Origin of the sequence: Photorhabdus aballayi (assembly GCF_026153155.1) — a bacterium.
GTDB classification, from domain to species: Bacteria; Pseudomonadota; Gammaproteobacteria; order Enterobacterales; family Enterobacteriaceae; genus Photorhabdus; species Photorhabdus luminescens.
The window spans coordinates 40,360-58,367 of the sequence record NZ_JAPFCD010000033.1; the positions used below are offsets into that span (position 1 = coordinate 40,360).

Here is an 18,008-nt window from a genome sequence, read left to right on the forward strand (position 1 = left end):
AGTTTGAATCATTCTGATTTATTTTTAAGCGATTCTAGGTAGCAACCATGCAAACCCCGCACATTTTGATTGTTGAAGACGAAATTGTCACTCGCAATACCCTAAAAAGCATTTTCGAAGCTGAAGGGTATATCGTTTATGAAGCCACCGATGGCTCAGAGATGCACCACATTCTGTCAAACAATGACATTAACTTGGTGATTATGGACATTAACCTTCCAGGCAAAAATGGCTTGTTACTTGCCCGCGAACTGCGTGAACAAGCAAATGTTGCCCTGATGTTCCTGACCGGCCGTGATAACGAAGTAGACAAAATCCTTGGCTTGGAAATTGGTGCAGATGATTACATCACCAAACCATTTAACCCACGTGAATTGACTATTCGTGCCCGCAACCTGCTTTCTCGTACCATGAATCTGAGTAATGTCAGCGAGGAGCGCCGCCAAGTTGAGAGTTATAAATTCAACGGTTGGGAATTAGATATCAATAGCCGTTCTCTGATCAGCCCAGCGGGTGAGCAGTATAAATTGCCACGCAGCGAATTCCGCGCCATGCTTCATTTCTGTGAAAATCCAGGCAAAATCCAAACGCGCGCAGATTTACTGAAAAAGATGACAGGTCGTGAATTGAAACCTCATGACCGTACTGTCGATGTAACGATTCGTCGTATCCGTAAACATTTCGAATCGACACCAGATACGATAGAAATTATCGCCACCATTCACGGTGAAGGCTATCGTTTCTGTGGTGATTTAGAAGCATAACTTGAATATCGGTAAGCCTCTAAAAATAACAGGATGGGATATCCCTGTAGGAACCCATCCTGCCCCTCAATTTTCCACCGTCTTCCACGGCATAATCGGTACAGCACTGAGCGCATTCTTCGGTGAACCATCAATCATCTTATCGGAATATGTCAGATAGACTAATGCATTACGGTTTGCATCATAGAAGCGAACGACTTGAAGTTTTTTAAACACCAGTGAGGTTCGTTTCTGGAAAACCACCTGACCTTTTTTGCTGCTCTTTTTAATCTTGTCTGTTAATTCAATCTCTCCAACCTGCTGACAAGAAATAGCCGCATCAGAAGTATCCTCCGCAAGTCCTAAACCCCCTTTTATGCCGCCTGTTTTTGCCCTGCTCAGGTAGCAAGTCACATTTTTAACATCAGGATCATCAAACGCTTCCACCACAATTTTGTGATCAGGCCCGATAAATTTAAAAACAGTGTCTACCGAACCAATCTCTTCAGCCTGAGTCGCCACAGGTATGAACAACAATGTTGTTGTTACTAGTATCTTTATGATTTTTAACATATATAGTCTCGTACCTTAATTAATTCAGCGTAACGTTTCACCGCCTAGATACCAAATAGGGCAGTAATACCATCCAATGGAAATAATTACTTATTAGAATAATTTCATAAAGTAATGAGTGAAATTATAATATGAATAAGTATCCTATTGTAAATATAAGACTTGTTTTACACTTAGCACTTATATCCAGTAGAGTTATTGTTGAATGCCACGTTTGTCAATAAATTATGAACACGCACAGCACACAGGCGCCAGAACAGATATGCAATACACTGGAATGATCGTTTTACTCACTCTGTAGACCTGTTCAAGTGGCAAACAAAATAGTCTAGTAATATAGGTTCTTATGTTGTTCTTTCTGGTCTTAACGACTAAGGAGATGTATGGATCAAACCGGCATCATTCGTGATTTATTACGTTGGCTAGACAATCATTTAGATCAACCGTTATCACTCAATAATGTTGCAGCTAAAGCAGGTTATTCTAAATGGCACCTGCAACGTATGTTTAAAGACATTACCGGCCAGGCTATTGGCTCCTATATCCGTGCCAGAAGGTTGTCACGGGCAGCCGTTGCTTTACGTTTAACCAGCCGCCCTATTCTGGATATTGCTTTACAGTACCAGTTTGACTCCCAACAAACTTTCACTCGCGCATTTAAAAAACAATTTAATAAAACACCTGCACTTTATCGTCTCAGTGAGGAGTGGTGCGCCACAGGTATTTGCCCCCCCATATTATTGGATAAGCGGTATATTCCCGAAGCAACCTATCTCACACTAAAGGAACAGCCACTGGTTGGTATAGAACAGACCTGTTCTTATACGCTGGAACAATGGTCCAGTTTTTGTACTGAAATGCGACACAATTTCTGGACATACTATCTGAAAAATGCGGAAGTGTTGCCTCCTGTACTTTATGGCCTGCATCATGCGACTCCCAATCCAGAAAAAGAAGATGAACAAACCGTGTTGTACACCACGGCGGTAGAACCCCAATATGCCCTGTTTGATGTGGCAGGCAGCCAACCTGTTACATTACCGGCTGGAGAATACGTCTCATTTAGTTACTACGGCACCAAAGATGGCTTACAGGATTTTCTGTTTACCGTCTATGGTATTTGCCTGCCAATGCTAAACCTGACACGTAGGAAAGGATACGATATCGAGCGATATTATCTTACCAATATCAATGATAGAGATAAGGAAGCGGTGAACCATATCATCGAATTTCAGTATCTCATTCCTATCCAGCATTAACGTTGTAATTCATCCAGCGCGGGCGTATCCAAATGTGTGATATCGCCTGCCGTTTCTACAATCCAGCCTGACGCCAGCCACGGACTGTGTTGATAATCCACTCTGGACAGAGAGCAATTTCTCAGGCGAAGGCGACGTTCAGCATGCGCCGGCAATCCCAGTATTGTGCTAACCAAACATCCCAAAGCAATACCGTGACTGACTAACAATGGCCGACTCCCATCCGGCAGATTACGGCAGCTTTCCAGCGCAGCTCTCATACGCATAGCAAGTTCATCCATAGATTCACCTTCGGGGATACGCCCCCCAGGTGTGCCATCAAGGACCTTCTTACGCCAGGTCTCCTCTTCCGAGGTCAAGGAGTCAATATTTCTGCGTTCAAGCACTCCCATGTTCAATTCGCGCAAACGTGGCTCCAGAATAATTTCACAACCACAAACCTCAGCAATAATTTCCGCCGTTCGACGTGTCCGTCCAAGGTCGCTGGTAATAATATGGGTAATACTTTCAGATTTTACTCTTTGCGCCACTAATCTGGCTTGATGTTCGCCTGCTTCGGTCAAAGGGCTGTCAGATTGTCCCTGAATACGACGTGCCGCATTCCATTCGGACTCCCCATGCCGAACAAGATATACCTGTAACATTTTCATTTTCCGTTATACTGCGTAAATACTCGTTCAAAGGATAACTCATCTATTATGTATCACGTTATTGCTGCAACCACCAACCCTGCAAAAATTAAAGCCATTAGTCTCGCCTTTGATGATGTTTTTGGGCCAGGTACTTATCGGATCGAAGATATCAATGTAGACAGTAGCGTCCCACAACAACCTATTGGTAACACGGAAACCCGTACTGGCGCCCGTCAGCGCGTAATGGCCGCCAGACAAGTTCGTCCTGAAGCAGATTTTTGGGTCGGTGTTGAAGCAGGTATTGAAGACGATATGACATTTGCCTGGATGGTGGTGGAATATCAGCAAATTCGCGGAGAATCTCGTTCAGCCAGTCTAATGCTACCAGAAAAAATTCTTGATGGTATTCGAGAAGGTCGGGAATTGGGCCACGAAATGGCTTACCTTACAGGCATTGATAACATCAAACAAAAAGATGGAGCAATTGGCTTTTTTACTGACGGCATCCTGACTCGTACCAGTGTGTACCACCAAGCTCTGATACTCGCTTTGGTGCCGGTACATCATGAAATTTATAAGGAACTGAACGCCCGTTAAACAGGCATTCACCATAGGCCGCGTTGGCGGCCTGCTGCTATTTCAGTAGCTGCTGTTCTAACCAAGCCTTTACATCGTTTGAAGCAAATTTCAGGCTATTAGAGCCGCGCGTAATCGTCGCAATTCCCACCCCAAGTTCATTTTTCAGCTCACGTTGACTCATTTTTCCACTCATCAACTCCTTGATGATTCGTACCCTGGTAGCCAGTGCTGTCCGTTCATCCGGTGTCAATAATAACTGCAAAATCGGATGCTGTAGATTTTCAGCAAAAGCCTGTTGGAGTAATGTCACGAAACATTGCCAATCTTCATGATCTTGTGGCGAAAGTGCCGGGTCTGTCAGATGATTCGTCGTCATAATCAATCATTATACTATTTAACTAGTACAGCAGCATAACATAGTTTGCCATAAATCAATAACGCCTTTGCCATTCCACGTTAGTCAGCACATTTGATGATTTGCCCATGAAATGACGGTAGAAGACATCATAAACCAAAACATTTTTGACATAATTGCGGGTTTCAGAAAATGGAATGCTGTCAATAAAGGCTATCGCATCCAGTCGCCCACCACTGTTAGATAACCAACGATCTACACGAGTTGGCCCAGCATTATAAGCAGCGCTGGCAAGTATCCGATTATTTCCAAAGCGCTGATAAACCGATTCAAGATAAGCTGTACCGATTTCGATATTCGTCAACGGGTTTATCAGTTGGCTACTGTTTACATATCCTTGGATGCCATTTTGCTTAACCGTATCCTCTGCCGTTTCTGGCATCACCTGCATCAACCCCATTGCCCCAACTGGCGAACTGGCTTGCGGATTCCAAGCGCTTTCCTGACGGGCTATCGCCATCGCATAACTTTGAGGAATGCCTTTATTGGCAGTGAAGTGACTAAATTCCCGCTGCCATGCTAATGGAAAACGTTCTTCAAGGTAGTCCCACATTTTTCCAGTTATTGTCGCCTGTACACTAAGAGCCGCCCATTTTTGATCGAAAGCATAACGCGCCAGTTGCTGTTGTTTTAATTTATCTTGGCTAGCGATCAAATAATGCCACTCTATGCGAGCAAGATTATCCATTTGCCAATACAGCAGCTCTCTTACTCTCCGTACATCGGGCATTGAAGCAATAGCAGAATCTGGCTTTTTTGAGATGCTTATCGTCAGCGGATAGCTGACATTTAATTTTTGCGCAGCAACCATTGGGTAAAAACCACGGCCTTCCATCAACTTACGCAATATCGCCTCACCTTCGCTTTTATTACCCTGAGCTAATAGAATATTGGCTTGCCAATAACGCCACTCCTCTTTGTTCTGGTTCTCCAACGGTAACAATTTTATCCATTGAGCCACTCCACGCTTATCTGCATGACCCAACGCCAAACGAATACGACGCTCAAGCAATGCAACAGATTGGCTATTGCGGATCGCATCATCACGCCACTTTTCTTGTTCATCACTCACATCGCCCATTAGCTGCCAGGCAACAATATCTTTTAATCGCTGACGTTCACTTGCATTCATCTTTTGCACTCTGACAATTGATGAGATGATCACTCTTGCTTGCTCCGAATCTTGACGCGCAAAACGCGAAAAAGCCGCCAAAATGGCTGCACGAGTAAAATCAGTCGGCCCGGAATGATCAGCAAAATCCGCTACGGTAGCCGGATCATTTTGCAATTTAATCAGGCCTTCACTGATACTTTTGTATCCCAGTGGCAATTGTTTAGCGAGGTAACTGACCAACGACGTATTCCCTGCTTTTAACGCAAGGCTAATACGCTGTAATATCAGTTTCGCTGATAAATGGCCGGTTTGCTGCCAAACATCAAATAATTTATCGCAACTGGCTGGCAAAGAACGACCATTCAACCAAACTTCTTTCGCTCCCTGCCAGGCAACCGGTTCCTCACCTGTAGCCCATTTAGCAAAATAGTAATGACAACGGGCTGTAATAGATTTCGGCGCAGTAGGAGTGAATGCCAGCACGCCGCGCCAATCTTCGCGGCGTGCAAGCTCATTGATAAAACGAGATGATAAAGAACGTGCGGGTGGTAGATTAGGGTGGCGATCAATAAAATCACGGATCTGCGCAGATGTAGCAAGTGACAGATCCTGAGTCAACTCCCGGTATTGCAGATAAGGATAAAGAGGATAATCTTTCAATGTTGGCATCAGCCTCGCGATTTCAGCCCTATCGCCGACATTCCACGCTTGCTTAATTTGCTGATATCTCTGTCGCTGATTTTCCAGAGAATCCGCCTTCGCTGCTACGGAGATAAAAACCAACCCTACAGCCACCGCAAGGTATTGCCACTTAGCCATTATCACGTTCCTCCGGGAGATCAAATCACATAGGTTAATATTACGAATACATAAACACCATATTAATATAATTACCATCTCTTACCACATCAATTTATCCTATGATGAGATATCTGACCATATATTCATAACAGGTAAGTTTTTTATCTAATAAGTTGATTCACTTTAACCAACTCAACCCAGGATTATCTTATTCGGGCAATTGGGTTATAGAGTTTATCGACTTAAATCGGGTAAACTGTGACAAATCGTGTTCAGATGAACATCAATAACCTAAACGGATATAATCAGGCATCAACGCGCCCTGTTCATGCGACTTGCTTCGCAAAACAGGCATTATCACAATCAGAGATAGCGAGGCTTATAGCAACGTGGCTCAATACGTTTACACCATGCATCGGGTCGGTAAAATTGTTCCCCCGAAACGTCATATTTTGAAAAATATCTCCTTGAGTTTCTTTCCAGGAGCAAAAATTGGTGTTCTTGGCCTGAATGGCGCCGGTAAATCGACCTTACTGCGCATTATGGCCGGCATTGATAAAGATATCGAAGGAGAGGCCCGACCACAACCAGGAATTAAAATTGGCTATCTACCACAGGAGCCTAAATTAAATCTTGAGCACACTGTCCGCGAAGCAGTGGAAGAAGCGGTTAGCGAAGTAAAACATGCGCTGACCCGTTTGGATGAAGTCTACGCAGCCTATGCTGATCCTGATGCTGATTTTGACAAACTGGCTAAAGAGCAAGGTGAGCTGGAAGCGATTATTCAGTCCCACGACGGCCATAACCTTGATAACCAGCTTGAACGCGCCGCTGACGCCCTGCGTTTGCCGCCGTGGGATGCAAAAATCGAGCATCTATCCGGGGGGGAACGCCGCCGTGTGGCAGTCTGTCGCTTACTGCTGGAAAAACCCGATATGCTGCTACTGGACGAGCCTACTAACCACCTTGACGCCGAATCTGTCGCCTGGCTGGAACGCTTCCTACACGATTACGAAGGTACCGTTGTCGCAATTACCCACGACCGCTACTTCCTTGATAACGTTGCTGGCTGGATTCTGGAACTTGACCGTGGTGAAGGTATTCCGTGGGAAGGTAACTACTCTTCATGGCTGGAACAGAAAGATGCACGTCTGGCTCAAGAAGCCGCAACAGAAGCCGCACGTCGTAAATCCATTGAGAAAGAACTGGAATGGGTTCGCCAAAATCCGAAAGGCCGTCAAGCAAAAGGTAAAGCACGTCTGGCCCGTTTTGAAGAATTAAATAACGTTGAATACCAGAAACGTAACGAAACCAGCGAACTGTTCATTCCACCTGGGCCACGCCTAGGCGACAAAGTTCTGGAAGTGGAAAATCTAACCAAATCCTATGGCGACCGGGTTCTGATTGATAATCTGAGTTTCTCTCTGCCAAAAGGGGCGATTGTTGGGATTATCGGGCCTAACGGTGCAGGTAAATCTACCCTATTCCGTATGATCTCCAACCAGGAACAACCCGATTCCGGCACTATCACGTTAGGTGAAACCGTCAAACTCGCTTCTGTCGATCAGTTCCGTGACAGCATGGATGACAAGAAAACCGTTTGGGAAGAGATTTCCGGCGGTCAGGATATTATGCGTATTGGTAACTTCGAGCTGCCAAGTCGCGCCTATGTTGGTCGTTTTAACTTTAAAGGTGTTGATCAAGGCAAACGTGTCGGTGAGTTGTCTGGTGGTGAAAGAGGACGGCTGCATTTGGCTAAACTGCTGCAAGTCGGCGGTAACATGCTGTTGCTCGACGAACCAACCAACGATTTGGACATTGAAACCTTGCGCGCACTGGAAAACGCCTTGCTGGAGTTCCCAGGTTGTGCAATGGTTATTTCCCATGATCGTTGGTTCCTTGATCGTATCGCAACCCACATCATTGATTATCAAGATGAAGGTAAAGTCACTTTCTTCGAAGGTAACTTTAGTGAATACGAAGACTATAAGAAGCGGACTCTCGGAGCAGAAGCGCTGGAACCACATCGCATTAAATATAAGAGAATCAGCAAATAATCATATTGAAAATGGCCTGGTAACAGGCCGTTTTCCACTCAATTATTTAGATATAAACTCATAGTCTTATTCATTATGTTATGCGTAAGATACGTATCATGGATAATCTTTCCTTCTTTCAAAGTAATAATACGATCTGCATGTTTGATAAGCCTATTATCCTGTGAAGCCACAACAACCGTCCCTCTTTGGTTATGAGCAATAAAACTTAAGATATCAATAGCTGTTTGGCAATCATCATTATCAAGATAACGGGTTGGCTCATCAGCAAACAAATACCGAGGGCTTTTCACAATAGCACTGGCTATTGCCACCCGTTGTTTTTCATTATCACGTAATTCCTTGGGATATATATCTTTCTTGTGCTTCAGACCAACAATATTCAGTGCCTTGGTTGCCCTGACTATTGCTTCCTGATGAGAAATCGTGATTCCACAAGAGAGAGATAATAGCAAATTATCCAGGACCGTAAGTTCATTAGATAAATTAATTCTTTGAAAGATAAAACCACAATTCATCAAATGGAATCTATCTAATTCGAAGTTATTCATCCTCCCCAATTCGTTATCAGAAATTAATATTTTTCCTCCGTCGAGAGGCAATAACCCAGAAATCATTGCCAGCAAAGTACTTTTTCCTGAGCAGAGATCCCCATTAATCAAAGTAAATTCACCTGGAAAAATAGAAAAAGTGATGTCTGAAATCATTTTCTGGTTAGCTTTACTTTTCGAAAAACCATATGAAATATCAATGGCTTCAATCGTAGCGATTTGATTCAAATTCATTATCTCAGCATAATTAATAGTGTAAGAAATCTGGCATTATCAGTAACTCTTACAGCCAGAGCAATCCGTAAAAATACAGATATTCATCATTATAAGATTACACAAACGAGGGAAAATCATATAAGAAATATCTCAATTGAAAGTATATCAATATTTCTACCAGTGACTATTTCAAATGACTATCTGTATGCTAAAATCAAAATTTTACTAAACAAGATCAACCCATTCCTATCAACCATTCATTAACAATAGGCGACTATCTTGTTAGTGCAAATAAAAAAATAACATCAGACAAATAATTTTTTATAGATAAAAACACCTTAATATCATAACAATATGTTAAAATTAATATTTAATTATCATAATAACAGCGACACATCGAACATTAAATTATTAATAAAAAAATCAACCTTATCTTATTCCCCAACCAATCAAAAATACAAAAACTTTTATTTATAAATCAACCGGGAAGTATTTAATTATTAATTTTGTTTTTATTCAAGAAATAAATAATCAATAGAAGTATCAAAAATATTAATAGCTGTTATATATTTTATTACTTACAGCAAACAAAAATATCCAGCCACAATGCATATTGTGATTGGATATATATTTATTAATTTATCATATAAAATATTATATATAAATCTAATTACAAACGATTCAACTGACGTGTCATTTCGGATTAGCCGCTAAAAGTTGCTGAATTAGTTCAATACAACGTAGGAAACGCTGATCATAATCGGGTGAATCCACATTAACATATTCAATATTATTACTTTTCAGCATATCCTCCAACAGTTGCTGGAACTCTTTACGATCCTGCTCACTGCCAAGACTACGCAAACCGTCAGCAACCCAAGGGGTATTGTTTTCCAATAGAATGACCAAATCAAATCGGTATTCATCAATTAATGCCTGAACAAACGGGTGTTCACGTCCTTCATATCGCTTACAGAATGCTTGAGTAGTGACAAAATCGGTATCTATAAATGCAACCTTATTCGCATACTTTACTGCAAAATCAATATACTGGGCTTGCCCTAATGCTATCTTGTCATAGTCCGAATATTGTAGCGCCATCTCATCTCCCCCCAGATGAGAAAAAACATAATCACGACCATATTCCCAAGCACTTGTCGTATTAAAAATATTTGCCAATTTGTTAACTAACGTAGATTTACCACTGGACTCTCCACCAAGAATCGCTACGGTACGAACAAAGAAAGGTTTCACTTCCGTAGGAATATATTCCCAATGACGGAATGGGTCCTGGCGAATATGCCGACCACTAATTTTCATAAACGAACGTTGTGGATCGATAAGAATTGTCTCAATTCCTAAATGCTCTTTATATCGGGGAGCATCCTGAGTTTCACTGGAATATATATAAGTTGGATTAATACCTTTTTTCGACATAAAGGCTTTCATACCGTCACTCCACACATCCCAACCATGTGGATAGGGTTCAATTCCCTGTTCATTAAAAGAGTGAATATGAATATTTTTCTGATATTTAAACGTTTGCAGCAACCAGCGCAAACGATCGCTCACCGTGGGTTGCTGAGACATAGAACTGCTCATAAACAGCTCCCGATCTCTAGGCTCATCATGGCAAAGAATAATATGCAACTCATCCACCTGACTACAGGCTCGCTGAATCAGATAGATATGCCCGGTATGCAATGGATAGAACTTGCCAAATACCACTCCAACAGTTTTATTTTGCATAGGATATTCCAACCTCAGATAGCGATGAAGAGCAGCCAACTTTTGGGCGCTGGGACTTTTAATTTTGTCATTAATTAATTGGCTGAGATAACCTTTGGTCATATCACTTGCATCGGCAACCTGTTGCAACGTATAGCCGGTCTGTTTAATCGCTTCTTTAAGATAGTCAAATTGGCCCATATCTCCTCCCTGTTTAATCAAAATCATCCATAACAGATAACGCATCCGCCAACTTTTTCACACCAAAAACTTGCATCTCTGGCAGCGCTTTTTTCGGCATATTGGCATAAGGTACTATCGCCCGTTTGAAACCATGTTTAGCGGCTTCGGATATGCGTTCCTGCCCACTGGGTACAGGGCGGATCTCTCCTGCCAACCCGACTTCACCAAATACAACTAAATCACGGGGTAACGGCCTATCCCGAAAACTGGAGACTAAAGAGAGCAGTAAAGCGAGATCCGCGCTGGTTTCCGCGACCTTAACTCCACCCACCACATTCACAAACACATCCTGATCGGACATTTGCAAACCACCATGACGATGAAGAACCGCCAACAGAATAGCCAGCCGGTTTTGTTCCAACCCCACAGCCACCCGCCGTGGATTGGTCATCATTGAATGATCCACCAGCGCTTGAATTTCTACCAACAGAGGACGAGTCCCTTCCCACACCACCATGACAGAACTGCCAGCGGTAACTTCATCACCACGGCTCAAGAAAATGGCTGATGGGTTACTGACTTCACGCAATCCTTGCTCTGTCATGGCGAATACCCCAAGCTCATTAACGGCGCCAAAACGGTTTTTATGACTACGTAAAGTGCGAAAGCGAGAATCCGCCTCACCATCAAGCATCACTGAACAGTCAATACAGTGTTCCAACACTTTCGGTCCCGCCAATGAGCCATCTTTGGTCACATGACCAACCATAACAATGGCAACACCACGAGTTTTTGCAAATCGAGTAAGATAAGCGGCAGTCTCTCTGACCTGAGCGACACTCCCCGGCGAAGATTGAATATCCGCCATATGCATCACCTGGATGGAATCAATCACCATCAACTTTGGTTGCTCTTGCTCCGCAATTAGACAAATTTGTTCAATACTGGTTTCTGACAACATATTCAGATTATCAGCCGGAAGCCCCAACCGGTGCGCACGCATTGCAACCTGTTGTAACGACTCCTCACCGGTGACATATAAAGTTTTCATCTGCGCAGACAACTGACACATCGTCTGCAATAATAGGGTACTTTTCCCCGCTCCCGGATTACCGCCAATCAGAATCGCGCTACCAGGCACAACACCGCCGCCAAGCACCCGATCGAACTCTTTAAATCCCGTAGAAAAGCGAGGAAGTTCTTCCAGACTAATCTCTGATAATTTCTGAACCCTGTTGACACCAGTATCTCCCGCATAACCACTAAACCGGTCATTACGGGAAGAAGGTGCTGCGGCTAAGCGCACCTCAGTAATGGTATTCCAGGCATGACATGCACTACATTGCCCCTGCCAACGCGGATAATCCGCCCCACACTCATTACAGACAAATGCCCGCTTTGCTGCTTTAGCCACTCTGCACTCCTAAAGACTCTATTAACGCTCTTCGTGTTTGAGACCGCCGCTTAACACACACAATACTCCCATTAGATCAGCATGACGGATGGTCACTTTCGACTGCGCATAAACTTTCGGTTTAGCATGGTAAGCAATACCTAACCCTGCTTTACGTATCATCTTCAAATCATTAGCGCCATCACCAATCGCGATAGTTTGCTCCAATGGAATATCCAGTTTTCTCGCCAATTTCACCAATGTAGCAGCCTTATATTTAGCATCAACAATTGGCCCTATAACCTTGCCTGTCAGCTTGCCATTTTTGACTTCTAACTGATTGGCTACCGCAGCCACCAAACGTAAATTCTGACGCAAATGGTCAGCAAAATAGGTAAAACCACCTGATGCGATGGCTACATGCCAATCAAGGGATTGTAACTTACGCACCAAACTGGTCAGCCCCGGCATAAGTGGCAAATTTTCTACAACCTGTCGCAGAATATCAGCATCAGCCCCTGCCAACTGAGCAACTCGCTCCCGCAGACTATCAGAAAAATCCAACTCTCCTTGCATCGCTCTCTCAGTAATTTCAGCGACTTTATCACCTACGCCAGCCAAACGGGCTATTTCATCAATACATTCAACTTGAATTGCGGTTGAATCCATATCCATCACCAGCAAACCAGGTGACCGCAACCTTGGGATCTGTCCCAAAGGAACCACGTCCAGACGACACTCATCCGCCAACCGCTTAATACGCGCAGTCAAATTCCCGGCAATACGGACTACCTGATAATCATCAATGCGCCATGAAGAGACGATGACAATAGCCGCGCCAAGCCGATGCTGAAAATTACTGATACGTTGTTTATCCAAGCCACGACCATATATCAACCAACCACTGTCGCCAGCCCGGTAATCCAATGGCATAACTTCTTCACCACTTAACGAAAGCGGCAATCCCGGCCACTTATGGACCTCTTCCGGCAAATAGTGATAAGCCAGGTTATTAGACATTAATCCCTACTCCTGTAATCCCACATGATTTGACAGCAAAAAATTGCGCTTCAAACTATCCTCTCTATACTGCAACTGCATCTGGCAACATTGCGTTGTCCAAAGCTTGGAAGAGATAAATATGATCAAAGCTAAATTAAAATTCCGACTGCATAAAACAGCTATTATATTGATTTTCATTGCTTTATTAGTATTTCTAATGCAGGGCGTTTCTTATTTTAGCCGTTCTCACCAACAAGCCCAGATGGATCAATTTGAGGAATTGGCAAAAACCTTGGCAAAACAAGTCGCATTCAGCTTATCTGATTATATGGAGAGTGGCAGCAAAGATCTTAATAATGAGCAGATACTGGCTAATTTGCATCATCTGACGACAAACAGCCGCATACTTGATGCCAGCGTTTATCTTAACAATGGAACACAGGTTGCTCATAGCGGGGAAAACGTCTCCGTGCGGGATCGTCTATCTTTGGATGGTAAAAAAGCGGGCAGCTATTTTAACTACCAAATAGTTGTTCCTATCCCAGGAAAAGATGAGCCAAAAGGTTTTTTGCGCCTGACACTGGATACCCATAAATTAGCAACAGAGTCCAAGCAGGTGGATAACACGACTAACTTACTTCGGATCATGATCTTACTTGCTTTAGCAATTGGTTTTATTCTGGCACATAACTTATTGCAATTAGCTCCAAGCCGCTGGCAACAATCGCCTTATTTGCTGACAGCCAACAGCAAATCAAGTGAAGAAGAGAAATAAAGTGAAAATTTCTTACTATACCCTATGGATTTCAAGATGCATCGCGACGGCAAGGGAGCGAATCCCCGGGAGCATAGAGAACGATGTGACCGGGGTGAGTGAGTGCAGCCAACAAAGAGGCAACTTGAAAGATGACGGGTATAAATCATTTTGGTATCGATACTAATAGAGGCGGTTATTTCTACTATTTCATTATCTCAGTCACTTCGTAGATGGAATTAGGGCATAGCTCGGAACATTTAATTGTTGCCAGCACCTCCCTTGCCAAGAAATTTCATAGCCGAATAAACACGCTGTCATACTAATAAAAAATCATCAATCTTAATTGAGAGAAACAACTCTCTCATCATTTAATAACCAAAATAATAGTTCATTATGTTACTTTAACTGTAATTATATAATAATATCCTTAGTGACATATATCACATATTTATCAATATAGAGAATTAAATCAGGCCATCTGATCAAAGACACATAACTTATTAATTAATAAAGTATTTTCCATTATTGCTCATTTTCTAATAAAATCATATCCAATTGTTTTTATTGAATATTTATAACAACCCGCATTTCTTAATCACATCAGTGATTAATATCTACATATTGATTATTAAGTCAAATTCATGACTAATAGCGCCCCAAAAATTATATGACGCGTGCGGGATGCCAAAGAATAATGAAAAAAAAGGTGATTATTTTTACTGGTTTTCTTATTGTTACTACCGATGTTAAAGCCGCCGAAATTTCAGATCAGCAACTCATTCATCAACAAGAACGACAGAAAGCACTGGAAGCCCAATTAGCTCCGCCGCCGGCGGATATTCGTCTGTCTGTTCCTGAAACAGCCGTCCCTTCTCAATTTCCTGACGATACGCCCTGTTTTCCCATTACGCGTGTCGTTCTTGAAGGTACAGAGCATTTTCCTCACTGGTTACCGTTAAAGCGTTTAGCTCAACAGGGAGAAAACCACTGTCTGGGCACCCAGGGAATTAATCTATTAATGACTCGGATACAAAACCGGTTAATTAATCACGGCTATGTCACGAGCAGAGTATTAGCGCCCAGCCAGAATCTGAATGCCAAAACATTAAAACTCATGATCATACCGGGCAAAATCGGGCATATTCGCTATACCGCTGAAAGCGGCAATTATATTCAACGGATAACCCCATTCCCGCCCCGCGAAGGAGAGCTGCTTGACTTACGGGATATCGAGCAAGGATTAGAAAATTTACAACGTTTTCCTACCGTTCAAGCCAGTATGGAAATTGTACCGAATGAACAGTTAGGAGAAAGCGACATTGTGCTGGACTGGCGGCAGTCAAGACATTGGCGACTGGCTAGCTACCTGGACGATTCAGGATCTAAAAGTACCGGGCGTTACCAAGGCGGATTAACTTTATATCTGGATAATCCTCTTGCGTTGAGTGACCTATTTTATATCTCCGGCGGACGCGATATTCGCTCCCCTTCCGGTCGCAGCAGCAAAAACTACACCCTCCACTACTCCCTACCGGTGGGATACTGGATGGCAGGCATCACGGCCAGTAATTATGATTACGACCAAAAGGTAGCCAGGCCAAATAAAGACGACAAATACAGCGGTGAAAGCAAAAACCTGACTATCCAACTCAGCCGGACCTTGCATCGTAACGCCAGTCAAAAAACCTCGGTTAACGGTGAAATTTATCGTCGCACATCCAAGAGTTTCATTAATGACTTTGAAATCGACGTACAGCGCCGGGAAACGGCGGGCTGGAAATTGGGATTATCCCATCGTCACTACATCGGTAGAGCGACCCTGGATGCCGGCGTGACTTACCAACAGGGAACCCGCTGGTTTGGGGCGCAGCCCGCACCGGAAGAAGTCCGGGGTGAAGCAACCGCCCTACTTAAAACAACCCAGTTTTCTGCGGCGCTGGCTGCGCCATTTACCCTATTTTCTCAGCCCTTCATCTACAAAACCCAATACCTGCGCCAAATAAGCGCCAGAACGCTGACGCCACAGGATCAATTTTCAATCGGCAACCGCTGGACGGTACGCGGGTTTGACGGCGAACGCACATTAAATGGGGATCACGGCTGGTACAGCCGTAACGAACTGGAATGGCAAACGCCGCTGAATGGTCACGCCCTGTATATGGGCATGGATTATGGCGAAATTGGTGGGCCGGGAAATGAGCGGCGCCTGGGAAAACACCTGGCGGGCGGCGTTTTGGGCTGTCGCGGCAGTCTGAAAAGCGTGAGCTATGACCTGTTTGCCGGTATCCCGCTATCCAAACCGGATGGCTTTCAAACCTCATCAGTCACAACCGGATTCAGTGTGTACTGGCAGTACTAATTCAGCATAACCACGTTGCCAAAGCGTAGTAGATAAAAAGTGTTAGCGGAGAGAAACAATGAACAAGCATCTGTATCGTATTATCTTTAACAAAGCCCGGAACATGCTAATGGTCGTGGCCGATATTGCCGCGTCGGGGCAAGGTAGTACGGTACGCCGCCGCAGTCGTCGGCAATCATCACAATGCCTGTGCAGGTTAACAGCATTACGACTGAGTTTGTTATTGGCGACCGGCTGCATCTCCCTAACAGCGCAAGCCAATATTGTAGCCGACGGACAAGCGCCGGGTAACCAGCAGCCGACTATCCTGAACAGCGCAAACGGCACGCCCCAAATCGATATTCAAACCCCTAACGCCGCGGGTATCTCACGTAATACCTACAGTCAATTTGATATCGATGAACGAGGCGTCATCCTTAACAACAGTCACAATGCGGTCCAAACGCAACTGGGCGGTCTGGTGGCAGGAAATCCGTGGCTTGCCAAAGCGGAAGCCAAAATCATTCTCAATGAAGTGAACAGCATTAACGCCAGTAAACTTAATGGCTGGATAGAAGTCGCCGGACAAAAAGCCGATGTGATTATTGCCAACCCGGCAGGTATCACCTGCAACGGCTGTGGATTCATTAACGCCCATCGCGCAACACTCACCACAGGACAGGCCATGATGGAACAAGGCCGACTGAAAGGCTTTGATATTGAGCGGGGAGAAGTCCGCATTGAAGATCTGGGACTGGACAGCTCACAACAAAATTACACCGACATTATTGCCCGCTCGGTGGTCATCAACGGCAAACTGCACGCGAAAGATCTGAAAGTCACCACCGGACGTAATATCGTTGATGCGGCTCACCAGAACATTGAGAAAAAATCTGTTGACGGCAGCAAAAATCCCTCATTTACGCTGGATGTAGCAGCGTTAGGCGGCATGTACGCCAATAAAATCGTGCTGGTAGGCACCGAATTTGGCGTAGGGGTACGTAACGCCGGCCACATCGGCGCCACCGCCGGTGAAGTCCGTCTCACGGTTGATGGACAGATTGAGAATAGCGGCACGATTGCTGCACGAAGTCATACCACAATCAAGGCGGACTCGATACAGAGCGCCAAAGGCAGTATTCTGGCCGCTGGCATTGATAGTAAAGGAAAAGCCTCTCTGCCTGGTTCACTAACTCTGGCCGCTAAACAACACATTCAGGCCAATGGACAAAACCTGGCGACCAATACGATAGCAGTACAGAGTAAAAAGATTGATCTCAGCGACAGCAAGACTACTGCCGACCGCTTTACAGCTAAAACACCCGGCCAATTTAACAATGACGACAGCACACTAGTCGCACGAGAAATCAACTTAACGACTCCAGACTTATCCAACAAGCAGGGGAAAATTAATCAAACCGGCAACGGCGAACTGGTACTCAACACCCAAACACTGAATAACCACAGCGGGATCATTCTCAATGAGGGGAAACGTCTGGCTATCACCACAGGAGAACTGGACAACCAAGATGGACACCTGGAAGCCAGTCAAGATATCCAACTGACAGCAACACAGCTTGATAACAGCCGGGGTAAAATCGCTGCAACCGGTGGCAGTACAGAACTGATCATTGGGAAAAACATTGAAAACGTTGACGGACGAATCG

The 18,008-nt window shown here is 44.1% G+C and carries 15 protein-coding genes; 7 read left to right on the forward strand and 8 right to left on the reverse strand.

The genetic code is table 11. The features are described from left to right. Positions 1-47: 47 nt before the first annotated feature. Positions 48-764: a two-component system response regulator ArcA gene (arcA, locus tag OO184_RS15980; protein ID WP_265380031.1), complete on the forward strand. Its 717-nt coding sequence runs from the start codon at positions 48-50 to the stop codon at positions 762-764. 66 nt (positions 765-830) lie between these two features. Here arcA and creA read toward each other — a convergent pair whose 3' ends face one another. Continuing rightward, positions 831-1,316, reverse strand: a complete 486-nt coding sequence (creA, locus tag OO184_RS15985) for a protein CreA (protein WP_139656877.1) — start codon at positions 1,314-1,316, stop codon at positions 831-833. Between the two features lie 383 nt (positions 1,317-1,699). Here creA and robA point away from each other — a divergent pair, with 383 nt between their 5' ends. After that, positions 1,700-2,575: an MDR efflux pump AcrAB transcriptional activator RobA gene (gene robA / locus OO184_RS15990; protein ID WP_265380032.1), complete on the forward strand. Its 876-nt coding sequence runs from the start codon at positions 1,700-1,702 to the stop codon at positions 2,573-2,575. Here the strand turns inward: robA and gpmB are convergent. Continuing rightward, the gene (gene gpmB, locus OO184_RS15995) at positions 2,572-3,219 is read right to left on the reverse strand and encodes a 2,3-diphosphoglycerate-dependent phosphoglycerate mutase GpmB (protein ID WP_265380033.1); all 648 of its coding nucleotides are present in this window, start codon (positions 3,217-3,219) and stop codon (positions 2,572-2,574) included. The two genes, robA and gpmB, sit on opposite strands and share 4 nt — an antisense overlap. A 54-nt stretch (positions 3,220-3,273) precedes the next feature. Between gpmB and yjjX the strand changes: the two genes are divergently transcribed. After that, positions 3,274-3,804, forward strand: coding sequence for an inosine/xanthosine triphosphatase (gene yjjX, locus OO184_RS16000; protein ID WP_049583776.1), 531 nt, complete (start codon positions 3,274-3,276; stop codon positions 3,802-3,804). Positions 3,805-3,841: 37 nt separating this feature from the next. Here the strand turns inward: yjjX and trpR are convergent, their stop codons facing one another. Further along, positions 3,842-4,162: a trp operon repressor gene (gene trpR, locus OO184_RS16005; protein ID WP_011144939.1), complete on the reverse strand. Its 321-nt coding sequence runs from the start codon at positions 4,160-4,162 to the stop codon at positions 3,842-3,844. Positions 4,163-4,217: 55 nt separating this feature from the next. Next, positions 4,218-6,134, reverse strand: coding sequence for a murein transglycosylase (gene sltY / locus OO184_RS16010; protein WP_265380034.1), 1,917 nt, complete (start codon positions 6,132-6,134; stop codon positions 4,218-4,220). A gap of 371 nt (positions 6,135-6,505) precedes the next feature. Between sltY and ettA the strand changes: the two genes are divergently transcribed. Beyond that, complete coding sequence (gene ettA, locus OO184_RS16015; protein ID WP_265380035.1) at positions 6,506-8,173, forward strand: energy-dependent translational throttle protein EttA; 1,668 nt, start codon at positions 6,506-6,508, stop codon at positions 8,171-8,173. A gap of 38 nt (positions 8,174-8,211) precedes the next feature. On the opposite strand, the gene OO184_RS16020 is transcribed toward ettA, so the two are convergent. From OO184_RS16020 to serB, 4 genes are all read right to left on the reverse strand, one after another. Next, positions 8,212-8,958 carry an ABC transporter ATP-binding protein gene (locus OO184_RS16020; RefSeq protein WP_265380036.1) on the reverse strand — a complete coding sequence of 249 codons (747 nt, stop codon included), beginning with the start codon at positions 8,956-8,958 and terminating at the stop codon, positions 8,212-8,214. Between the two features lie 675 nt (positions 8,959-9,633). Next, the gene (gene nadR, locus OO184_RS16025; RefSeq protein WP_265380037.1) at positions 9,634-10,869 is read right to left on the reverse strand and encodes a multifunctional transcriptional regulator/nicotinamide-nucleotide adenylyltransferase/ribosylnicotinamide kinase NadR; all 1,236 of its coding nucleotides are present in this window, start codon (positions 10,867-10,869) and stop codon (positions 9,634-9,636) included. 13 nt (positions 10,870-10,882) lie between these two features. Then, entirely contained in the window at positions 10,883-12,265 is a 1,383-nt protein-coding gene (gene radA, locus OO184_RS16030; RefSeq protein ID WP_265380038.1) for a DNA repair protein RadA, read from the reverse strand. A gap of 21 nt (positions 12,266-12,286) precedes the next feature. After that, complete coding sequence (serB, locus tag OO184_RS16035; protein WP_265380039.1) at positions 12,287-13,264, reverse strand: phosphoserine phosphatase; 978 nt, start codon at positions 13,262-13,264, stop codon at positions 12,287-12,289. 121 nt (positions 13,265-13,385) lie between these two features. On the opposite strand from serB, the gene OO184_RS16040 reads away from it, so the two are divergent. From OO184_RS16040 to OO184_RS16050, 3 genes are all read left to right on the forward strand, one after another. After that, entirely contained in the window at positions 13,386-14,021 is a 636-nt protein-coding gene (locus OO184_RS16040; RefSeq protein ID WP_265380040.1) for a YtjB family periplasmic protein, read from the forward strand. A gap of 676 nt (positions 14,022-14,697) precedes the next feature. Further along, a complete protein-coding gene (locus OO184_RS16045) occupies positions 14,698-16,362 on the forward strand; it encodes a ShlB/FhaC/HecB family hemolysin secretion/activation protein (RefSeq protein ID WP_265380041.1) in 1,665 nt (554 codons plus the stop codon). Positions 16,363-16,420: 58 nt separating this feature from the next. Continuing rightward, positions 16,421-18,008: two-partner secretion domain-containing protein (locus OO184_RS16050; protein ID WP_265380042.1), on the forward strand; the 1,588-nt coding region annotated here is incomplete at its 3' end.

Excerpts from the sequence above, each read along its gene's own strand:
- gpmB (WP_265380033.1), bottom strand. The coding sequence starts at position 3,219 with ATGTTACAGGTATATCTTGTTCGGCATGGGGAGTCCGAATGGAATGCG.
- OO184_RS16020 (WP_265380036.1), bottom strand. The coding sequence starts at position 8,958 with ATGAATTTGAATCAAATCGCTACGATTGAAGCCATTGATATTTCATAT.
- nadR (WP_265380037.1), bottom strand. The coding sequence starts at position 10,869 with ATGGGCCAATTTGACTATCTTAAAGAAGCGATTAAACAGACCGGCTAT.
- creA (WP_139656877.1), bottom strand. The coding sequence starts at position 1,316 with ATGTTAAAAATCATAAAGATACTAGTAACAACAACATTGTTGTTCATA.
- arcA (WP_265380031.1), top strand. The coding sequence starts at position 48 with ATGCAAACCCCGCACATTTTGATTGTTGAAGACGAAATTGTCACTCGC.
- trpR (WP_011144939.1), bottom strand. The coding sequence starts at position 4,162 with ATGACGACGAATCATCTGACAGACCCGGCACTTTCGCCACAAGATCAT.
- OO184_RS16040 (WP_265380040.1), top strand. The coding sequence starts at position 13,386 with ATGATCAAAGCTAAATTAAAATTCCGACTGCATAAAACAGCTATTATA.
- yjjX (WP_049583776.1), top strand. The coding sequence starts at position 3,274 with ATGTATCACGTTATTGCTGCAACCACCAACCCTGCAAAAATTAAAGCC.
- OO184_RS16045 (WP_265380041.1), top strand. The coding sequence starts at position 14,698 with ATGAAAAAAAAGGTGATTATTTTTACTGGTTTTCTTATTGTTACTACC.
- serB (WP_265380039.1), bottom strand. The coding sequence starts at position 13,264 with ATGTCTAATAACCTGGCTTATCACTATTTGCCGGAAGAGGTCCATAAG.
- sltY (WP_265380034.1), bottom strand. The coding sequence starts at position 6,134 with ATGGCTAAGTGGCAATACCTTGCGGTGGCTGTAGGGTTGGTTTTTATC.
- robA (WP_265380032.1), top strand. The coding sequence starts at position 1,700 with ATGGATCAAACCGGCATCATTCGTGATTTATTACGTTGGCTAGACAAT.